Below are 16,573 nucleotides of genomic sequence, written 5' to 3'. Positions count from 1 at the left end.
GACCACACGGATATCCGGGTGTTAAGCCTGTATGCGTTCAGCGCCTTTGAGCAGCAGCGCTTTGGCGAGGCGGTGGCGGCCTGGGAGATGATGCTGAAGCTGCTGCCGGCGGGTGACGCCCGGCGGGCGGTGATAGAGCGCAGTATCCGGCTGGCGCAGGAGAAATAAGACCCTGACGGCCCGGTGGCGCGGCGCCATCGGGCCTGGCTATCCCAACGATACGCTAAAGCCTGAAAGTGAAGCCCGTGTGCAGTATGATGACGAGCATCGTCTCTTATCAGGACATCCTATGAAACAAATCACCTTTACGCCGCGCCATCACCAGCTTACCAACACCAATACCTGGACGCCTGACAGCCAGTGGCTGGTCTTTGATGTACGGCCTTCAGGCGCGTCATTTACGGGCAAGACCATTGAGCGTGTCAATGTGCATACCGGCGACGTGGAGGTGATTTATCGCGCCGTGCAGGGTGCGCATGTCGGCGTGGTGACGGTGCATCCTGCCGACAATCACTATGTGTTTATTCATGGCCCTGAAAACCCTGATGAGACGTGGCATTACGATTTCCACCACCGCCGGGGCGTTATTGCAACGCCGGGGGGCGTGACTAACCTCGATGCGATGGATATTACTGCGCCGTATACTCCCGGCGCGCTGCGCGGCGGCAGCCACGTCCATGTATTTAGCCCGAACGGCGAGCTGGTGAGTTTTACCTATAATGACCACGTTCTGCATGAGCGAGATCCGGCGCTGGATCTGCGTAATGTCGGCGTGGCCGTGCCGTATGGGCCGGTTACGGTGCCGGTTCAGCATGCGCGCGAATACAGCGGTAGCTACTGGTGCGTACTGGTTAGCCGCACGACGCCTGCGCCGAGACCTGGCAGTGATGACATTAACCGCGCCTATGAAGAGGGCTGGGTGGGCAACCGCCAGATCGCCTTTATTGGCGATACGCTGTCGCTGACGGGCCAAAAAGTCCCGGAGCTGTTTATTGTCGATTTACCGTGTCATGAAAACGGCTGGAAACAGGCAGGCGACACGCCGCTGACGGGAACCGAATCAACAATGCCATCGCCGCCGTTGGGCGTAGTTCAGCGGCGTCTTACCTTCACTCACCAGCGTGTTTATCCGGGACTCACTAACGAACCACGCCACTGGGTCCGCAGTAATCCGCAGGCGACGGCGATCGCCTTTTTGATGCGGGACGATAACGGCGTAGCGCAACTGTGGCTGATATCGCCGCAGGGAGGCGAGCCCCGGCAGTTAACGCATCATGCGACCGGCGTACAGTCAGCGTTTAACTGGCATCCGTCGGGTAAATGGCTGGGACTGGTGCTGGAAAATCGGATTGCCTGCTGCGACGCACAAAGTGGGAGGATCGACTTCTTAACCGCCAGGCACGACAACCCGCCGTCTGCGGACGCCGTCGTTTTTTCACCGGATGGGCGACACGTCGCATGGATGGAAGAGGTGAAAGGGTTCCGTCAGCTATGGGTGACGGAAACCGGGCGATAAATCAGGGAGGAGGCATCTTCGCCGGGGGGATGACGGCATTGGTCATTTTCGTCTCCTCCTCGCTTTTCTCTACGCGCGATCTTACCGAACTGTCTTTGCGGAAGATGTCCCACGGCAGAAGGATCGTATCCATCACGGCGGTAAACGGCATATCCAGGATGGCCAACGATTTTGTGCCCCAGTTTGTCTCATCGTTACCGATCATCGTAGCGCTGGCGCGCGTGCCAGGATAAGTACCCTCTTTACCGCCGGTGTGCGACATGACGCTTGAACAACCGCTTAATAAAAGCATCCCATTCCATATTATCAGCGTTAACCACACGTTTTTTATCATCACTCATTCATCTGTTGGTTGTCGTTATTTGCATGATGAGTTATAGCGATCCGTTGCTAAAAATAACATCACCAGTACGTGGCACTGTGGCGGTAATCGCACTTTAACAATCAGTGCTGTCCCAACCAGTCTATGCAATAGCCAATAAACTGCAAAAAAAAGTCGGATTAAAATACTTGAAAAGTACGTATTCAGACCCATTTATAAGACGTAGTGAATAGAAGGGCACGCCTGATGGGTGTTCTGGCAATCCTGGCCTGTCCATGATGGAAGGTCTGACATTCTCGCTGATTTCAGGAGTTTATGATTATGCGTAACTTTGATTTATCCCCGCTGTACCGTTCTGCCATTGGTTTTGACCGTCTGTTTAACCTGCTTGAAAATAACCAAAGCCAAAGTAATGGCGGCTACCCTCCGTACAACGTTGAGCTGGTAGACGAAAACCACTACCGCATCGCCATTGCCGTTGCCGGTTTCGCGGAAAGCGAACTGGAGATTACCGCCCAGGATAATTTACTGGTGGTAAAAGGCGCTCATGCGGACGAGCAGAAAGAACGTACTTACCTGTATCAGGGCATTGCCGAGCGTAACTTTGAACGTAAGTTCCAGTTAGCGGAGAACATTCACGTTCGCGGCGCAAACCTGGTCAACGGGCTGCTGTATATCGAACTGGAGCGCGTGATTCCGGAAGCGAACAAACCGCGCCGTATCGAAATTAACTGATTCCGTCGGGTCGCGTTGCGCGGCCTGTCATCCCATGCTCGCCGTCAGGGAGCATATTCGCACGTAAAGTGTGAAGGTAAAAACTCGCTTCTTAGAAGGAGAAATGATTATGCGTAACTACGATTTATCCCCACTGCTGCGTCAATGGATCGGTTTTGACAAGCTGGCCAATGCGCTGCAAAACAGCGGCGAAAGCCAGAGCTTCCCGCCCTATAACATCGAAAAAAGCGACGATAACCATTATCGCATTACCTTAGCGTTAGCCGGTTTCCGTCAGGAAGATCTGGATATTCAACTGGAAGGCACGCGCCTGACGGTGAAAGGCACGCCGGAACAGCCGGAAAACGAGCCCAAATGGTTACATCAGGGCCTGGTCATGCAGCCTTTTAGCCTGAGCTTTACGCTGGCTGAAAATATGGAAGTTTCCGGCGCGATGTTTACCAACGGCCTGCTGCATATTGATTTAACCCGCAACGAGCCGGAAACCATTGCGCCGCAGCGTATCGCCATTAACGAACGCTCCGCATTAAATAGCTAATGAGCTCCTTGCCTTGCCCCGCCAGAGATGGCGGGGCTTTTTTGTGCCACGAAAAAGGGTAAGACGCTGCCGAAGTCAGGACGTCTGGGCGGTTTTGTAACATGAGAATGTGCGCCATGCTGTATATATGCCTTAACGGTTCAGTCATAATCCCTATAAATTGAAATGTTACTCACAGGGAAGAAAAGATGAGTGATATCGCATTGACGGTCAGCGTTCTGGCGTTGGTGGCGGTTGTCGGTTTATGGATCGGCAACATTAAAGTGCGCGGTGTCGGCTTTGGTATTGGCGGCGTTCTGTTCGGCGGTATTATCGTCGGCCACTTCGTCGATCAGGCTGGGGTGACGCTGAGCGGCGATATGCTGCACTTTATCCAGGAATTCGGCCTGATCCTTTTTGTTTATACCATCGGCATACAGGTGGGGCCGGGGTTTTTCGCCTCGCTGCGCGTTTCCGGGCTGCGTCTCAATCTGTTTGCTGTTTTGATTGTGATTATGGGCGGGTTAGTCACCGCGATTCTGCATAAAATTTTCGCTATTCCGCTGCCAGTGGTGCTGGGGATTTTCTCCGGCGCAGTCACCAATACGCCTGCGTTAGGGGCGGGTCAGCAAATCCTGCGCGATCTGGGAACGCCAGTGGATCTGGTGGATCAGATGGGGATGAGCTATGCGATGGCGTATCCGTTTGGCATCTGCGGTATTTTGCTCACCATGTGGCTGATGCGGCTGATTTTTCGCGTTAACGTCGAGGCGGAGGCGCAGAAGCACGAATCCTCTCTCGCTAACGGTCATTCATTAATTCAAACAATGAATATCCGTGTCGAGAATCCGAACCTCAATAATATGGCTATCCAGGATGTGCCGATCCTGAACAGCGATAAAATCATTTGCTCACGCCTGAAACGCGACGACACGCTGATGGTGCCGTCGCCGGGGACGATTATCCAGGCAGGCGACCTGCTGCACCTCGTCGGCCAATCTACCGACCTGCATAACGCGCAACTGGTGATCGGCAAGGAAGTGGACACCTCGTTGTCGACGCGCGGCACGGATTTACGCGTCGAGCGTGTGGTCGTCACCAACGAAAAAGTGCTCGGCAAACGTATCCGCGATTTGCACTTTAAAGAGCGTTATGACGTGGTTATCTCCCGTCTTAACCGCGCGGGCGTTGAGCTGGTCGCCAGTAGCGACGCCAGCCTGCAGTTTGGCGACATTCTCAATCTGGTGGGGCGTCCTGCCTCGATTGATGCGGTAGCCAATGTGGTCGGCAACGCGCAGCAAAAACTCCAGCAGGTGCAGATGCTGCCGGTGTTTATCGGCATCGGATTAGGGGTTCTGCTTGGGTCAATCCCGTTGTTTGTGCCGGGATTCCCGGTCGCGTTAAAACTGGGGCTGGCCGGCGGGCCGCTGATCATGGCGCTAATTTTGGGGCGTATCGGCAGCATCGGTAAGCTGTACTGGTTTATGCCGCCGAGCGCCAACCTCGCGCTGCGTGAGTTAGGCATCGTTTTGTTTCTGGCGGTCGTTGGGCTGAAATCCGGCGGCGATTTTGTCGATACGCTGACGCAGGGCGAAGGATTAAGCTGGATTGGCTATGGTATTTTCATCACCGCTATTCCGCTGATTACCGTCGGTTTGCTGGCGCGGATTTTTGCCAAAATGAACTATCTGACGCTGTGCGGGATGCTGGCCGGTTCGATGACCGATCCGCCAGCGCTGGCATTTGCCAACAATCTTCATGCCACCAGCGGCGCGGCGGCGCTCTCTTACGCGACCGTCTATCCGTTAGTGATGTTCCTGCGTATTATCACGCCACAACTGCTGGCGGTGATTTTTTGGGGAATGGGTTAGCGCCTGATGGCGCGTTGCTTATCCAGCCTACGCACTGTGTTAAATCCAGGCTGGATAACGCGCGCCGCACCGGTCACACTTCTGCTCTTCTTCTTATCTCCTTCCTCAATGAACGCGCTAATCAGCGTAATGGCAACGAGCATAATTCCAATTTTTTCAGTTAGTTATCAATCTTCATCGCCTTTTTTTTCGTCGCGACGGGTAGTTTTTCAGCTTTTAATTCGGCAATAATGCCTTTCCTGGCGGTGGCGTTGAAAAAGGTCGCAACTGAAATGAAAAATAGCGGCAATGAGCGCGGTTGCGCCGAAACACGTCACCAGTGAACTACAGTTATTTTGCAATAAGATTCCCTTGCTGCGGGATAATGTGAAGCATATCAGCAACAACGTGAGTGGTATTCTGAAAACGAACGGGAATACATAAGAACGTAAAAGGAGTCGTCATGAAGATTTCCCGCCTCGGAGAAGCGCCGGATTATCGCTTCTCACTGGCAAATGAGCGCACCTTTCTGGCGTGGATTCGCACCTCGCTGGGATTTCTGGCGGCAGGCGTCGGTCTTGATCAGCTCGCCCCGGATTTTGCCACGCCGGTGATCCGTGAACTGCTGGCGCTACTGTTGTGTCTGTTTGCGGGCGGCCTGGCGATTTATGGCTATCTACGCTGGTTACGTAATGAAAAAGCGATGCGCCTGAAAGAGGATTTGCCTTATACCCATAGCCTGTTGATCATCAGCGTTATTTTGATGATTGTCGCGGTGATAGTGATGGGGCTGGTACTGTATGCCGGATAGTCGTAAAGCCCGTCGGCAGAACGATCCGGGACTGCAACCGGAGCGTACGTCGCTGGCCTGGTTTCGCACGCTGCTGGGATACGGGGCGTTAATGGCGTTAGCCGTCAGGCACCACTGGCATCAGGCGGGGTTCTTGTTCTGGGTGTCAATCAGCGTTCTGGCGATAGTGGCGGTGATTCTTTGGCGTTATACCCTGAGTCGTAATTTGATGGATGTTGCGCATAGCGATTTTTCCGAAACTCATGTCGTGCGTGACAAATTTTTGATCTCCCTCGCGGTGTTGTCGCTCGCAATCCTGTTTGCTGTTACCCATATTCGCCAACTTATTGCATTTATCGGGAATTTTATATGACAGGACGTCAGGACATTGTCGTGAGTGATGACCAGATTCAGGTCGTCGTAAATCGCCAGAATAGCCAGCGCCCTCAGCAACTGTACCGTAACTTACAACGGCTCGGCATTCGCAATGTCCATTTTATCCCATTGTTGGAACATGGCCGGAACGGAATGTTGACCGAGGATTCATTGTGTTCAGCAGACTGGGGGCGGTTTTTAAATAGCGTATTTGATATCTGGGTACGTGAAGATATTCAGCGTATCTCGGTTCGCCTTTTTGATGAGACGCTACAGCAGTGGTGCGGCGGCAAGGATGGCGTTGAAGCGCCGGACAAGGCGCCGCTAAGCGCTGAATGTCAGAAGTGCTCTTTATTACGATTTTGCGGCGGCGGATGCCCTGAGCATCGGGATAGCCAGGGGAAAAATCAGCTTTGCGAGGGCTACCAGACCTTTTTTAACTACTCCTCGCCGCATATGCGGGTGATGCGGGATTTACTGAAACAGCATCGCTCGCCTGAGGAGTTGATGGCGATGCTGCGTTAACGTTACAGGCCTGATAAGCGTAGCGCCATCAGGCGATGGCGTGCCGGATGGCGTAGCCGTCTTTCCGGCACTGAGCGAGTATTAGCGTCCTTTTGCCAGGTATTGTTCCATTTCATCCTCCGGCACCATGCCGCCCCCGGTTGCCCATACCAGATGCGTCGCGTTGCCGAGCTGCGTCTGACTGAATCCATGCCTTTGCTGATACGCGACGGAGGCGCAAATGCGCTGTGGCCCGGCCATCCCCGCCAGAGCTGATGGCTCCAGTCGAATTCCTTCCTCCTGCGCCAGCCAGCCCAGCATGTCATACATTGTTTGATCGTCTAAGGTATAGAGGCCGTCAAGCAGACGCTCCATTGCCCGACCAACAAAGCCCGAAGCACGACCTACCGCCAGGCCGTCAGCCGCCGTCAGGTTATCAATACCGATATCTTGTACTGAGATGGCATCGTGCAGACCGGTATAAACGCCGAGTAACATACAGGGTGAATGGGTCGGTTCGGCAAAGAAACAGTGGACGTTGTCGCCAAACGCCAGTTTCAGGCCAAAGGCGACGCCGCCAGGGCCGCCGCCAACGCCGCACGGTAGATAAACAAACAGTGGGTGACTGGCGTCAACGACGCGTCCCTGCTGCGCGAATTGCGCTTTCAGACGCTGACCCGCTACCGCATAGCCCAGAAATAGCGTGCGAGAGTTTTCATCGTCGATAAAGAAACAGTTTGGATCGGATTGCGCTGCTTTTCGGCCCTGCTCAACCGCCACGCCGTAATCATCTTCGTATTCTACGACCGTCACGCCGTGGCTACGCAGCTTCGCTTTTTTCCAGGCGCGGGCGTCGGCAGACATATGTACCGTCACTTTAAAACCGATGCAGGCGCTCATGATACCGATCGATAGCCCCAGATTGCCGGTTGAACCGACGGCGATACTGTACTGGCTGAAGAATTGTTTAAATTCCGGCGAAAGCAACACGCTATAGTCATCGTCGGTGGTTAACAGACCCGCCTCCAGCGCCAGTTTTTCCGCGTGCGTTAGCACCTCGTAGATGCCGCCGCGCGCTTTAATGGAACCAGAGATTGCCAGGTGACTGTCTTTTTTTAACAGCATTTCACCGTCGATCGTTTGCCCATACTCTTTTTCCAGCCGTTTTTGCATGGCCGGAATAGCGACCACGTCAGATTCGATCATGCCGCCAGCGGCGGCGGTTTGCGGAAACGCTTTCGCCAGATACGGCGCAAAGCGCGCCAGACGGTCATGGGCGGCGTTTACGTCCTGCTCCGTCAGGCCGACATACGGTAGACCTTGTGCAAGAGAGGTGGCGCCCGGGTTAAACCAGGTGGTTTCTTTGAGGGCGACCAGATCCTCGACCAAAGGATACCGGGCGATGAGCTTTTGTATGTTTTCCATAGTACGTCTCTTTACGATCAGATGATAAAGGAAAGCAGGAATGTGCCAGCCAGTGCAACGACAGATGCGATAAACGTGGCCGTCGTATAGTATTTAAACGTTTCATTCAGCGTAGCGCCGCAATACTGCTTGACCAGCCAGAACAGGGAATCGGTCACGATCGTGCAGCCAATGGCGCCGGAACCAATGGCAATCGCAATGATCTCCGGGCTGACGTCAGGATAGAGCGGCAGCATGGGCGCAACAATCGCCGTGGCGCCCATCATCGCCACCGTCGCAGAGCCGACCGCCGCGTGCAGAATCAGCGCTACCAGCCATGCCAGCAGAATCGGGTGCATATGCATATTTGAGAGGATCACCGCCAGCGTGTCCGCCAGCCCGCTACTTTTGAGAATGGCGTTGAACGCGCCGCCCGCGCCGATAATCAGCAGGATGTTCGCAATGGCGCCAAAGCCGTTTTCGGTGTGGGTAAGTAGTGTGCCCATACCCATATGCTGGCGCAGACCGAGTATGTAATACGCCACAAAGACAGCGATAAACATTGCGGTGATCGGATTACCGATAAACTCCAGCAGCGTATACAACGTGCCGTCTTTCGCCATATTCAGTTCAGCGACGGTTTTCACCAGCATCAGGCCAATCGGCAGCAGAACGGTAAACAGCGTTGCGCCCAGCGACGGCAGGGTGTTTTCGGCGCGCACTTCAAGATCCGCAAACTCTGTCGGTACGGGCTTGAACGGCAGACGATTACCCAGAAACTTTAAGAACAGCGGGCCGCCGACCAATGAGGCCATCAGCCCGACCAGTAGACCGTAGACAATCACCGAGCCGATATCCGCCCCCAGTTTATTTGCGACAAACAGCGCAGCCGGATGCGGCGGTACCACGCAATGGACGGCCATCAGCGCGGTACACAGCGGAATGGCCAGCTTCAGCAGCGAGGTATGGGTTTTTTTAGCGATAGAAAACGCCAGTGGGATGAGCAACACGACGCCCACTTCCACGAACAACGTGATACCGCAAATCAGCCCCACCAGTACCATGATCACGTCAGCAGAGAGCCAGCGGCAGCGCTGGAGCGTAAGCCCGATGCGTTCCGCCGCGCCGGAAACCTCCATCATTTTGCCGAGGATGGTGCCAAGACCGATAACGGCGGCCAGAAAACCGAGCGTACCGCCTATTCCGTTTTCTATCGCCGTGACCATCTCCAGCGGCCCCATGCCCATCATCGCGCCGACAAAGAAACTGGCGAGCAGTAACGCCAGGAAGGGGTGGAATTTAAACTTCACGATGGTCAATACGATTAACACGATGCTGATCAGCAGCGTGCTCACTACCCAGATTTGAGCGTGCATATCTCACCTACCCTGTGATTAATCTGTTCTTATTGGACAGAAAAACAGCACCCCTTGACAAACGATATAATTTGCCATTCACATGATGTAAATTGAATCAACTATGTGATTTCCATCTAATATTGCCTTTATTTTGCGATATGGTTCATTTTGCTTCATCTATGTGCGGATTTTTTCAGCGTGTTTTTTTACACTTCGGGAAATTAAAAGATGACTGAGGTTGCCATGGAACCCCTTCGCGATACCCGAAACCGCTTACTCAACGGCTGGCAGTTATCCAAACTCTATACTTTTGAAGTCGCGGCCAGACACCAGTCCTTTGCTCTGGCGGCAGATGAGCTGTCGTTAAGCCCCAGTGCGGTAAGTCATCGTATCAATCAACTGGAAGCCGAGTTGGGAATCCAGCTATTTGTCCGCTCTCACCGTAAAGTGGAGCTTACCCATGAAGGCAAACGGGTATTCTGGGCGCTGAAATCGTCGCTGGATACGTTGAATCAGGAAATCCTCGATATCAAAAATCAGGAACTGTCCGGCACGTTGACCGTGTATTCCCGTCCCTCTATCGCCCAGTGCTGGCTGGTACCCGCGCTGGGGGACTTTACCCGTCGCTATCCGTCAATTTCTCTCACTATGCTGACCGGCAACGATAACGTTAACCTACAGCGTGCCGGCATTGACCTGGCTATCTATTTTGACGATGCGCCGTCGGCGCAGCTCACGCACCATTTTTTAATGGATGAGGCGATTTTGCCCGTTTGCAGCCCGGATTACGCCCATCGTTTCGCCTTGCAGGACAACCTGAATAACCTGCGGCACTGTACGCTCTTACACGACAGACAGGCGTGGAGTAACGATTCGGGCACCGATGAGTGGCACAGTTGGGCGCAGCATTTTGCAGTAAATTTGCCGGATTCATCCGGCATTGGCTTCGATCGTTCTGATTTAGCGGTGATTGCCGCGATGAACCACATTGGCGTGGCGATGGGGCGTAAACGGCTGGTGCAAAAGCGTCTCGACAGCGGAGAACTGATTGCGCCTTTTGGTGACATGAGGCTGAAATGTCATCAGCATTATTATGTCACCACTCTGCCTGGCAGGCAGTGGCCGAAAATCGAGGCATTTATTCGCTGGTTGCAGGAACAGGTGTGAAGATTTATTACGCTTTGTCGCTACACCTGCCGGGAGTGAATATGCTAAATACGTGCTATCACCGTGGTAAAAATTTTAGGGGGCGTCGTGTTTAAACCGCTTATTGCCTCTCTCATGCTGACCAGCGCGGTCGTCTATGCGAAACCGATGCCTTTGACGGCGGCGCGCTATGCGCAGCAGCTTGGCGTTGGGATGGATGTTGACTGGGCGCGAACGGAACGGGGTATCCGCGAGTTTGATCCGCTGGTCGTGCGGGATTTTAAGGCAAAAGGGTTAACGCATGTCCGTATTCGTGTGGCAGGCGCGCCGACGGAAGCGCGCCTCATCCATTTGCGTAAGCTGGTAGAAGCCTGCGAATACTATGGCGTCATACCCATTATTGCCTATCAGGCGGATGCGTATAAAACCGATCCCAGCGCCAGCCATGAAAAGGAGCTGATCAACTGGTGGAGCGTGGTCGCGCGCTATTTTGGTCAGACATCCCCGCTTCTGGGGTTCGATCTCATTTATGAGCCTGCCGACAAACTCAATCATAATATGGCGTCGCTGAATCGCGTATATGACAAAACCATCCGCCTGATTCACGCCATTGACCCACAGCGGATGATTTTCGTTGCCCCCCGCATGCGCGCCGCGCCGGAGGATTTGTCGGCGCTTAAACTGCCGGCGCAAAGCCAGAACTATGTACTGGCGGAGTGGCACATCTTCCCGTGGGGACCCCTGAAAAGCGGCGGTAAATATCCGTGGACGTCAGGCACGGCGGCGGAAAAAGCGGCAATTCGGGCACGGATTAACGCTGCGGTTCGCTGGCAGCATAAGACCGGCCATGCAAGCTGGGTGGGCGGATGGGCGCCGGGAGAGTCGATAAAAATGACGCCGGTCGCTTCACAGTTCGCGTTTGCCCGTTTTATGGCCTGCGAGCTGAAAAAAGCGCATATCCCGTATGCGATAAACGCGGATACTCAGTTTTATGACGGCGAAGAAGGAGCGTGGCGTCCGGCGCAGGAGCCCCTGCTCAATGCGATGATCGCGCCGGAATGTGAAACGCCCGGCAAAAAGCCGGGCGAGGGAAACGTTAAACCGTCTGCCCCTGATGCGATATCCGTGACGCCAGCGGCAGCCAGCACGCCAGGATCAGCAATCCCATAAGGGTCATCAGCAATCCCAGACTGCCCTGACCGGTTTGCGGCAGCATTGCCGAAAGCCACGCCAGTACGCCGGAACCAATATTTTGCAGCCCGCCGACCAGCGCGCCAGCGGTGCCTGCGAGGAATGGAAACGGCTCCATCGCGCCGCTGGTGGCCAGTGGAAATAACATCCCGGCGCCGAAGAAAAACAGCGCAGCGGGGATGAGTAGCGTCCAGACGTTCATCACGCCAAACCAGCCGGGAATCCACATCATAAGGCCTGCCAGCAGACAGCAAATAACTGACTGCCACATCAGGGTTGAGAAGCGTTTATTCGGGCGTCCGGCAAACCAGGCTCCGAAGAACGCCGCCGGAATCGGCAGAATAAACAGAATGCTTACCACCATACTGCTGAGACCTAATACTGCCCCCATCAGCACGCCGGAACAGGCTTCAAAGACCGCAATGCCAGCCAGCCCGCCGATTAGCATCAGCAGGTAACAGTTAAATGCGCCGTTGCCAAACAGCGTTTTATAGCTGGCGATCAGCCGTGTGCGCGGCGCGCCGGCAGGGCGGGTTTCCGGCATCCAGCGCGCCATGCTGAAGGTGACGCCAGCGCAAAGCACCAGCAGGAAAGCGTAACACGCGCGCCAGTTCCACAGGGTATCCAGCAGACCGCCAATCAGCGGCGCTAACAGCGGGCTGACCAGAATCCCCATATTTAACAGGCTATTGGCGTGACGAAGTTGCGTTCCTTCATACAGATCGCGCGGGAGCGTTCTCGCCATTACTCCGCCAACGCCGGTTCCCATCCCTTGCATGGCGCTGGCGGCAATCAACACCGTCAAACTATGCGTGGTCATGGCGAACAGAGTCGCTACCATAAAAATAGACATGCCGACGAGGATTACCGGGCGGCGCCCAACCCGGTCGGAAAGCGGGCCGTAAAACAGTTGCGAGACGCCGTAGGTCAGGAGGTAAGCAGCCATTACGCTCTGGACGGCGCCTTCCCGGACGTTTAGCGCTTGTGCCATATCGGCGATGGCGGGAATATAAATGGTTTGCGCCATCTGCCCTACGGCTACCAGTAACACCAACATCAACAACAAATTGACGTTTCTCTGCCTTTTCATTTCGCTGATTACTTTTCAAAAAAAGAAAAAATAAGAATAACTTGCTGCGCATTCCCATAAATGCGAGAGGAATCTATCACACCAGAAAAAGAAGGCCAGACAGCGACCAGTAATGGCAGGCGAAGGAACGGCAGGATATGTAAACAAAAGCGGCAACAAATGTTGCCGAGAATGTGTTACGTCTGCGGCTGTTATTGGGCGATCATGACAGACGGAGTAAAATCGCCCCGAGGGCAATCCCGCCTGCCGCCACCAGACGTAGCCCGGCCACTTTCTCTTTAAGCAACAGCCAGGCTATCAGCGCGCCGAATAAAATCGACGTCTCACGCAGCGCGGCGACCACCGCCAGCGGCGCCTGGGTCATGGCCCATAGCGCCAGCCCATAAGATCCCATAGTGCCAATCCCGCCAAAAATGCCTTTTTTCCACTGTTGCGCCAGATAACGCGACGCTTCCCGCCGCCGCGCAATCATCGCCCAGGTTAACAGGCAGGCGCCGTTGAGAAAAAATGACCATAGCGTATAGCCCAGCGCCGTTTCGGAGAGTCTTACGCCGGTCCCGTCCACCAGCGTATATCCGGCAATAAAACAGGCGTTAGTTAATGCCAGCACGACACCACGTTGAGAGCTGGCGCGGCCATTACAGGCCATCCCAAGTATCGCCATGCAGATCACTGCGATGCCGACCCAGGCCATCGACGACAGGCTGTCGCCAAGAAACAGAACGCTAATGAGCGCCACCAGCAGCGGCGCGGTGCCGCGCATAAGAGGATAGGTCTGGCTCATGTCCGAGACCTGATAGGTTTTCGCCACCAGGACGGTATACACCACCTGGAGCGCGGTAGAGGCCGCTAAAAAAGGGATACTGGCGTGAGCTGGCTGCGGCGAGAAGGGCAAAAGGATCAATGCCATGACCGCCGCGGAACCGCTGACGCCGATCGCGGCGTAGAGCTTATCGTTTCCCGCTTTGACAATGGCGTTCCAGCTGGCATGTAGCAGCGCGGCGAACAGCAAAATGCAGAAAACGGAAAGGGTCATAGCGTCAGGCGTCGTTGAGGGTGTCATAAAAACGTAACATACCCGAGAAGCGAAAGACCAGCGGATAAGGTGAAAGGGGAGCGGTTGCCCGCTCCCCTTCGGTGCGGCTTGAATCTGAATTACTTAAGGTATTTCAGAACAGCATCAAGCAGTTGCAGTGCTGCAACAATGAGTTTCAGGATAAGAATGGTGATATCCACTACGCTCATACGCGTCTCCTGTGGTTAAGGAGCACTGCCAGCCGACGTACCTTTCCGCTGCCTGTTGCCAGCTGTTGCGCACGCGATCCCTTTTGCGAGGAATAGTGTGCGTGTTGACATAACACAGTGTGCTCACGAGGGGGTTAAGGCGCTGACGGCACCACCCGTTTCAGCCAGGACTTCGTTGCGCCGGTTTACGATGCGGCCCCCGCATAACACATTGTGTCAAAGACATTATAGTTAAGTACTGTATAAATGAACAGTAATTTATAGACAGAACGGAGCTTCTGATCCATACTCAAATTCATCAAAATTCGCGCCGAAATTGCGCGTTCTGCACAGAACGCGTATACTTCTGCTGTTGACATAACACAGTGTGCTTCGCGGCTACCACCCGCATTACGCTGTAAGAACCTCGCTTCGGCGAGGTTTTTTGTTTTCCGGCATTGTGAAACGTGTGATCATCAATCCCGGCGATTACCGGAGGGCGCTACGCTTATCACGCCTATACTCAAAGCGTGTAAATTCGTAGAAAAATGTGATCGCTGACGCATTTTTGTGCAGATGAAAACTTTTCCGTTGTCATGCTGAAAGCGCTGTGCTTGTATAAAACGTGTTAATAACAAACAGACAAGGCCCCTAATGAACCCTTCCATGCTGAACGCGACCCTACTAACAACTGCGCCATCTCGCGCAGTGGTCGTCGTGCGTGTGGTGGTGGTCGTCGGCAATGCGCCGTAGGGTCCGGAACACACACGATTCCAAAACCCCGCCGGCGCAAACCGGGCGGGGTTTTTTGTTTAAGACACCTTCCCGGAACGTCGGCTCAGAATAAAAGGAATGGAGCATGGCAAGTTCGGGCACAACATCTACACCTCAGCGCTTTACGGGCGCGGAATTTATTGTTCATTTTCTGGAGCGCCAGGGGATTCGTATCGTCACCGGCATTCCCGGCGGTTCGATCCTCCCCGTTTACGACGCGTTAAGCCAAAGCACGCAAATCCGTCATATTCTGGCGCGCCACGAACAAGGCGCGGGGTTTATTGCGCAGGGGATGGCGCGAACGGAGGGTAAACCTGCTGTTTGTATGGCCTGTAGCGGGCCGGGCGCGACCAATCTGGTCACGGCCATTGCCGATGCACGCCTGGATTCCATTCCGTTAATCTGCATTACCGGGCAGGTTCCGGCGTCCATGATCGGTACTGACGCGTTTCAGGAAGTGGATACCTACGGTATCTCTATCCCCATCACCAAGCACAACTATCTGGTCAGAAATATCAACGAGCTGCCTCAGGTGATGAGCGATGCTTTTCGTCTGGCGCAGTCGGGACGTCCCGGCCCGGTGTGGATAGACGTTCCTAAAGATGTGCAGACGGCGACAATTGAGCTGGATGCGTTGCCGTCGCCGGCGGAAAAATCACCCCCGCCGGAGTTTAGCGCGGAGAGTATCCGCGAGGCCGCCGCAATGATTAACGCGGCGAAGCGTCCGGTGCTGTATCTGGGCGGCGGCGTGATCAATGCGCCGACACGCGTGCGCGAACTGGCGGAAAAAGCGCAACTGCCGACGACAATGACCTTAATGGCGCTGGGAATGCTGCCTAAGGCGCATCCGCTGTCGTTAGGAATGCTGGGGATGCACGGCGCGCGCAGTACCAATTTTATTCTGCAAGAGGCCGATTTACTGATTGTCCTGGGCGCGCGTTTTGATGACCGGGCGATTGGCAAAACGGAGCAGTTTTGTCCGAACGCCAAAATCATCCATGTGGATATCGATCGCGCCGAGTTAGGCAAAATTAAGCAGCCGCATGTGGCTATTCAGGCGGATGTCGATGATGTACTGGCACAGTTAATTCCCCATATCGAGGCACAGCCGCGGGAAGCATGGCATCAGTTGGTGGCGGACTTGCAGCAAGAATTCCCTTGCAGTATTCCCCAGGAAAATAACCCGCTTAGTCACTATGGGCTGATTAATGCGGTCGCCGCCTGTGTGGACGACAACGCGATTATTACCACTGACGTAGGTCAGCATCAGATGTGGACCGCGCAGGCTTATCCACTCAACCGTCCGCGTCAGTGGCTGACTTCCGGCGGGCTGGGCACCATGGGGTTTGGTCTGCCCGCGGCGATTGGCGCGGCGCTGGCGAATCCGGGCAACAAGGTGCTGTGTTTTTCCGGTGACGGTAGTTTGATGATGAATATTCAGGAGATGGCTACCGCCAGTGAAAACCAGTTGGATGTGAAAATTATCCTGATGAATAACGACGCGCTGGGATTGGTACATCAGCAACAGAGTCTGTTCTATAAACAGGGCGTTTTTGCGGCAACCTATCCGGGAAGCATCAACTTTATGCAGATTGCCGCCGGGTTTGGTCTGGATACCTGTGATTTGAATAACGAATCCGATCCGCAGGCGGCGTTGCAGGCTATCATTCGTCGTCCTGGACCGGCGTTGATCCATGTGCGCATTGATGCAGAAGAAAAAGTGTATCCGATGGTGCCGCCGGGCGCGGCAAATACAGAGATGGTGGAGGAATAAGCC

Annotated in this window: 17 protein-coding genes, 2 pseudogenes and 1 other annotated feature; of the genes and pseudogenes, 12 read left to right on the top strand and 7 right to left on the bottom strand. The window is 54.5% G+C overall.

The genetic code is table 11. From position 1 onward, the window contains the following. Together ACLJR2_RS20780 and ACLJR2_RS20775 are read left to right on the top strand one after the other, a co-directional pair. Positions 1-168 (top strand): annotated as a pseudogene (locus ACLJR2_RS20780) (cytochrome C biogenesis protein); the annotation flags it as partial. A 121-nt stretch (positions 169-289) separates the two neighbouring features. Next, on the top strand, positions 290-1,516 hold the full coding sequence (locus ACLJR2_RS20775) for a DUF3748 domain-containing protein (protein ID WP_000809940.1): 1,227 nt from the start codon (positions 290-292) through the stop codon (positions 1,514-1,516). 1 nt (position 1,517) lies between these two features. On the opposite strand, the gene ACLJR2_RS20770 is transcribed toward ACLJR2_RS20775, so the two are convergent. Further along, on the bottom strand, positions 1,518-1,850 hold the full coding sequence (locus ACLJR2_RS20770; protein WP_001581211.1) for a YceK/YidQ family lipoprotein: 333 nt from the start codon (positions 1,848-1,850) through the stop codon (positions 1,518-1,520). A 242-nt stretch (positions 1,851-2,092) separates the two neighbouring features. After that, positions 2,093-2,166, top strand: a sequence feature (ROSE (Repression Of Heat Shock gene Expression) occurs in the 5'-region of heat shock genes and acts as an RNA thermometer to modulate expression.). On the opposite strand from ACLJR2_RS20770, the gene ibpA reads away from it, so the two are divergent. From ibpA to ACLJR2_RS20740, 6 genes are all read left to right on the top strand, one after another. Further along, positions 2,160-2,573 carry a small heat shock chaperone IbpA gene (gene ibpA / locus ACLJR2_RS20765; protein ID WP_001532742.1) on the top strand — a complete coding sequence of 138 codons (414 nt, stop codon included), beginning with the start codon at positions 2,160-2,162 and terminating at the stop codon, positions 2,571-2,573. Its footprint overlaps the feature before it by 7 nt. A gap of 109 nt (positions 2,574-2,682) precedes the next feature. Next, positions 2,683-3,111, top strand: a complete 429-nt coding sequence (gene ibpB / locus ACLJR2_RS20760; RefSeq protein ID WP_001246918.1) for a small heat shock chaperone IbpB — start codon at positions 2,683-2,685, stop codon at positions 3,109-3,111. 188 nt (positions 3,112-3,299) lie between these two features. Next, positions 3,300-4,961, top strand: coding sequence for a putative transporter (locus ACLJR2_RS20755; RefSeq protein WP_001279793.1), 1,662 nt, complete (start codon positions 3,300-3,302; stop codon positions 4,959-4,961). Positions 4,962-5,403: 442 nt separating this feature from the next. Next, entirely contained in the window at positions 5,404-5,751 is a 348-nt protein-coding gene (locus ACLJR2_RS20750) for a YidH family protein (RefSeq protein ID WP_000703964.1), read from the top strand. Beyond that, positions 5,741-6,103, top strand: coding sequence for a DUF202 domain-containing protein (locus ACLJR2_RS20745; protein WP_001113454.1), 363 nt, complete (start codon positions 5,741-5,743; stop codon positions 6,101-6,103). Before ACLJR2_RS20750 ends, ACLJR2_RS20745 begins: the two co-directional genes overlap by 11 nt. After that, complete coding sequence (locus tag ACLJR2_RS20740; RefSeq protein WP_000147839.1) at positions 6,100-6,630, top strand: radical SAM protein; 531 nt, start codon at positions 6,100-6,102, stop codon at positions 6,628-6,630. The genes ACLJR2_RS20745 and ACLJR2_RS20740 overlap by 4 nt, the downstream gene beginning before the upstream one ends. Positions 6,631-6,711: 81 nt before the next feature. Here ACLJR2_RS20740 and dsdA read toward each other — a convergent pair whose 3' ends face one another. Together dsdA and dsdX are read right to left on the bottom strand one after the other, a co-directional pair. Beyond that, complete coding sequence (dsdA, locus tag ACLJR2_RS20735) at positions 6,712-8,034, bottom strand: D-serine ammonia-lyase (RefSeq protein ID WP_000427991.1); 1,323 nt, start codon at positions 8,032-8,034, stop codon at positions 6,712-6,714. 17 nt (positions 8,035-8,051) lie between these two features. Further along, the gene (gene dsdX / locus ACLJR2_RS20730) at positions 8,052-9,389 is read right to left on the bottom strand and encodes a D-serine transporter DsdX (RefSeq protein WP_000543314.1); all 1,338 of its coding nucleotides are present in this window, start codon (positions 9,387-9,389) and stop codon (positions 8,052-8,054) included. 225 nt (positions 9,390-9,614) lie between these two features. Between dsdX and dsdC the strand changes: the two genes are divergently transcribed. Both dsdC and ACLJR2_RS20720 read left to right on the top strand, forming a co-directional pair. Next, positions 9,615-10,538 (top strand): DNA-binding transcriptional regulator DsdC, encoded by a 924-nt coding sequence (gene dsdC, locus ACLJR2_RS20725; protein ID WP_001522218.1) that lies wholly within the window; start codon positions 9,615-9,617, stop codon positions 10,536-10,538. Positions 10,539-10,601: 63 nt separating this feature from the next. Further along, entirely contained in the window at positions 10,602-11,687 is a 1,086-nt protein-coding gene (locus tag ACLJR2_RS20720) for a cellulase family glycosylhydrolase (RefSeq protein WP_000238924.1), read from the top strand. Here the strand turns inward: ACLJR2_RS20720 and emrD are convergent. The 4 genes and pseudogenes from emrD to ACLJR2_RS20700 all read right to left on the bottom strand — a co-directional run bounded on the left by emrD (position 11,614) and on the right by ACLJR2_RS20700 (position 14,154). Beyond that, complete coding sequence (gene emrD / locus ACLJR2_RS20715) at positions 11,614-12,798, bottom strand: multidrug efflux MFS transporter EmrD (protein ID WP_000828737.1); 1,185 nt, start codon at positions 12,796-12,798, stop codon at positions 11,614-11,616. The two genes, ACLJR2_RS20720 and emrD, sit on opposite strands and share 74 nt — an antisense overlap. A 202-nt stretch (positions 12,799-13,000) precedes the next feature. Continuing rightward, positions 13,001-13,861, bottom strand: a complete 861-nt coding sequence (locus tag ACLJR2_RS20710; protein WP_001531658.1) for a DMT family transporter — start codon at positions 13,859-13,861, stop codon at positions 13,001-13,003. 92 nt (positions 13,862-13,953) lie between these two features. Next, the gene (tisB, locus tag ACLJR2_RS20705; RefSeq protein WP_000117642.1) at positions 13,954-14,043 is read right to left on the bottom strand and encodes a type I toxin-antitoxin system toxin TisB; all 90 of its coding nucleotides are present in this window, start codon (positions 14,041-14,043) and stop codon (positions 13,954-13,956) included. Further along, positions 14,040-14,154, bottom strand: a pseudogene (locus tag ACLJR2_RS20700) (hypothetical protein). Before ACLJR2_RS20700 ends, tisB begins: the two are co-directional and overlap by 4 nt. Before the next feature lie 522 nt (positions 14,155-14,676). On the opposite strand from ACLJR2_RS20700, the gene ivbL reads away from it, so the two are divergent. After that, positions 14,677-14,775, top strand: a complete 99-nt coding sequence (gene ivbL / locus ACLJR2_RS20695; RefSeq protein WP_001541152.1) for an ilvB operon leader peptide IvbL — start codon at positions 14,677-14,679, stop codon at positions 14,773-14,775. Positions 14,776-14,881: 106 nt separating this feature from the next. Continuing rightward, complete coding sequence (ilvB, locus tag ACLJR2_RS20690; protein ID WP_000168441.1) at positions 14,882-16,570, top strand: acetolactate synthase large subunit; 1,689 nt, start codon at positions 14,882-14,884, stop codon at positions 16,568-16,570. The last annotated feature ends 3 nt before the right edge of the window (positions 16,571-16,573 follow it).

This window comes from Salmonella sp. SAL03688, assembly GCF_046551895.1.
In the GTDB taxonomy this organism is placed as follows: Bacteria; Pseudomonadota; Gammaproteobacteria; order Enterobacterales; family Enterobacteriaceae; genus Salmonella; species Salmonella enterica.
The sequence above is the reverse complement of the archived record's forward strand: the minus strand, read 5'-3'. Positions and strand labels throughout refer to the sequence as shown.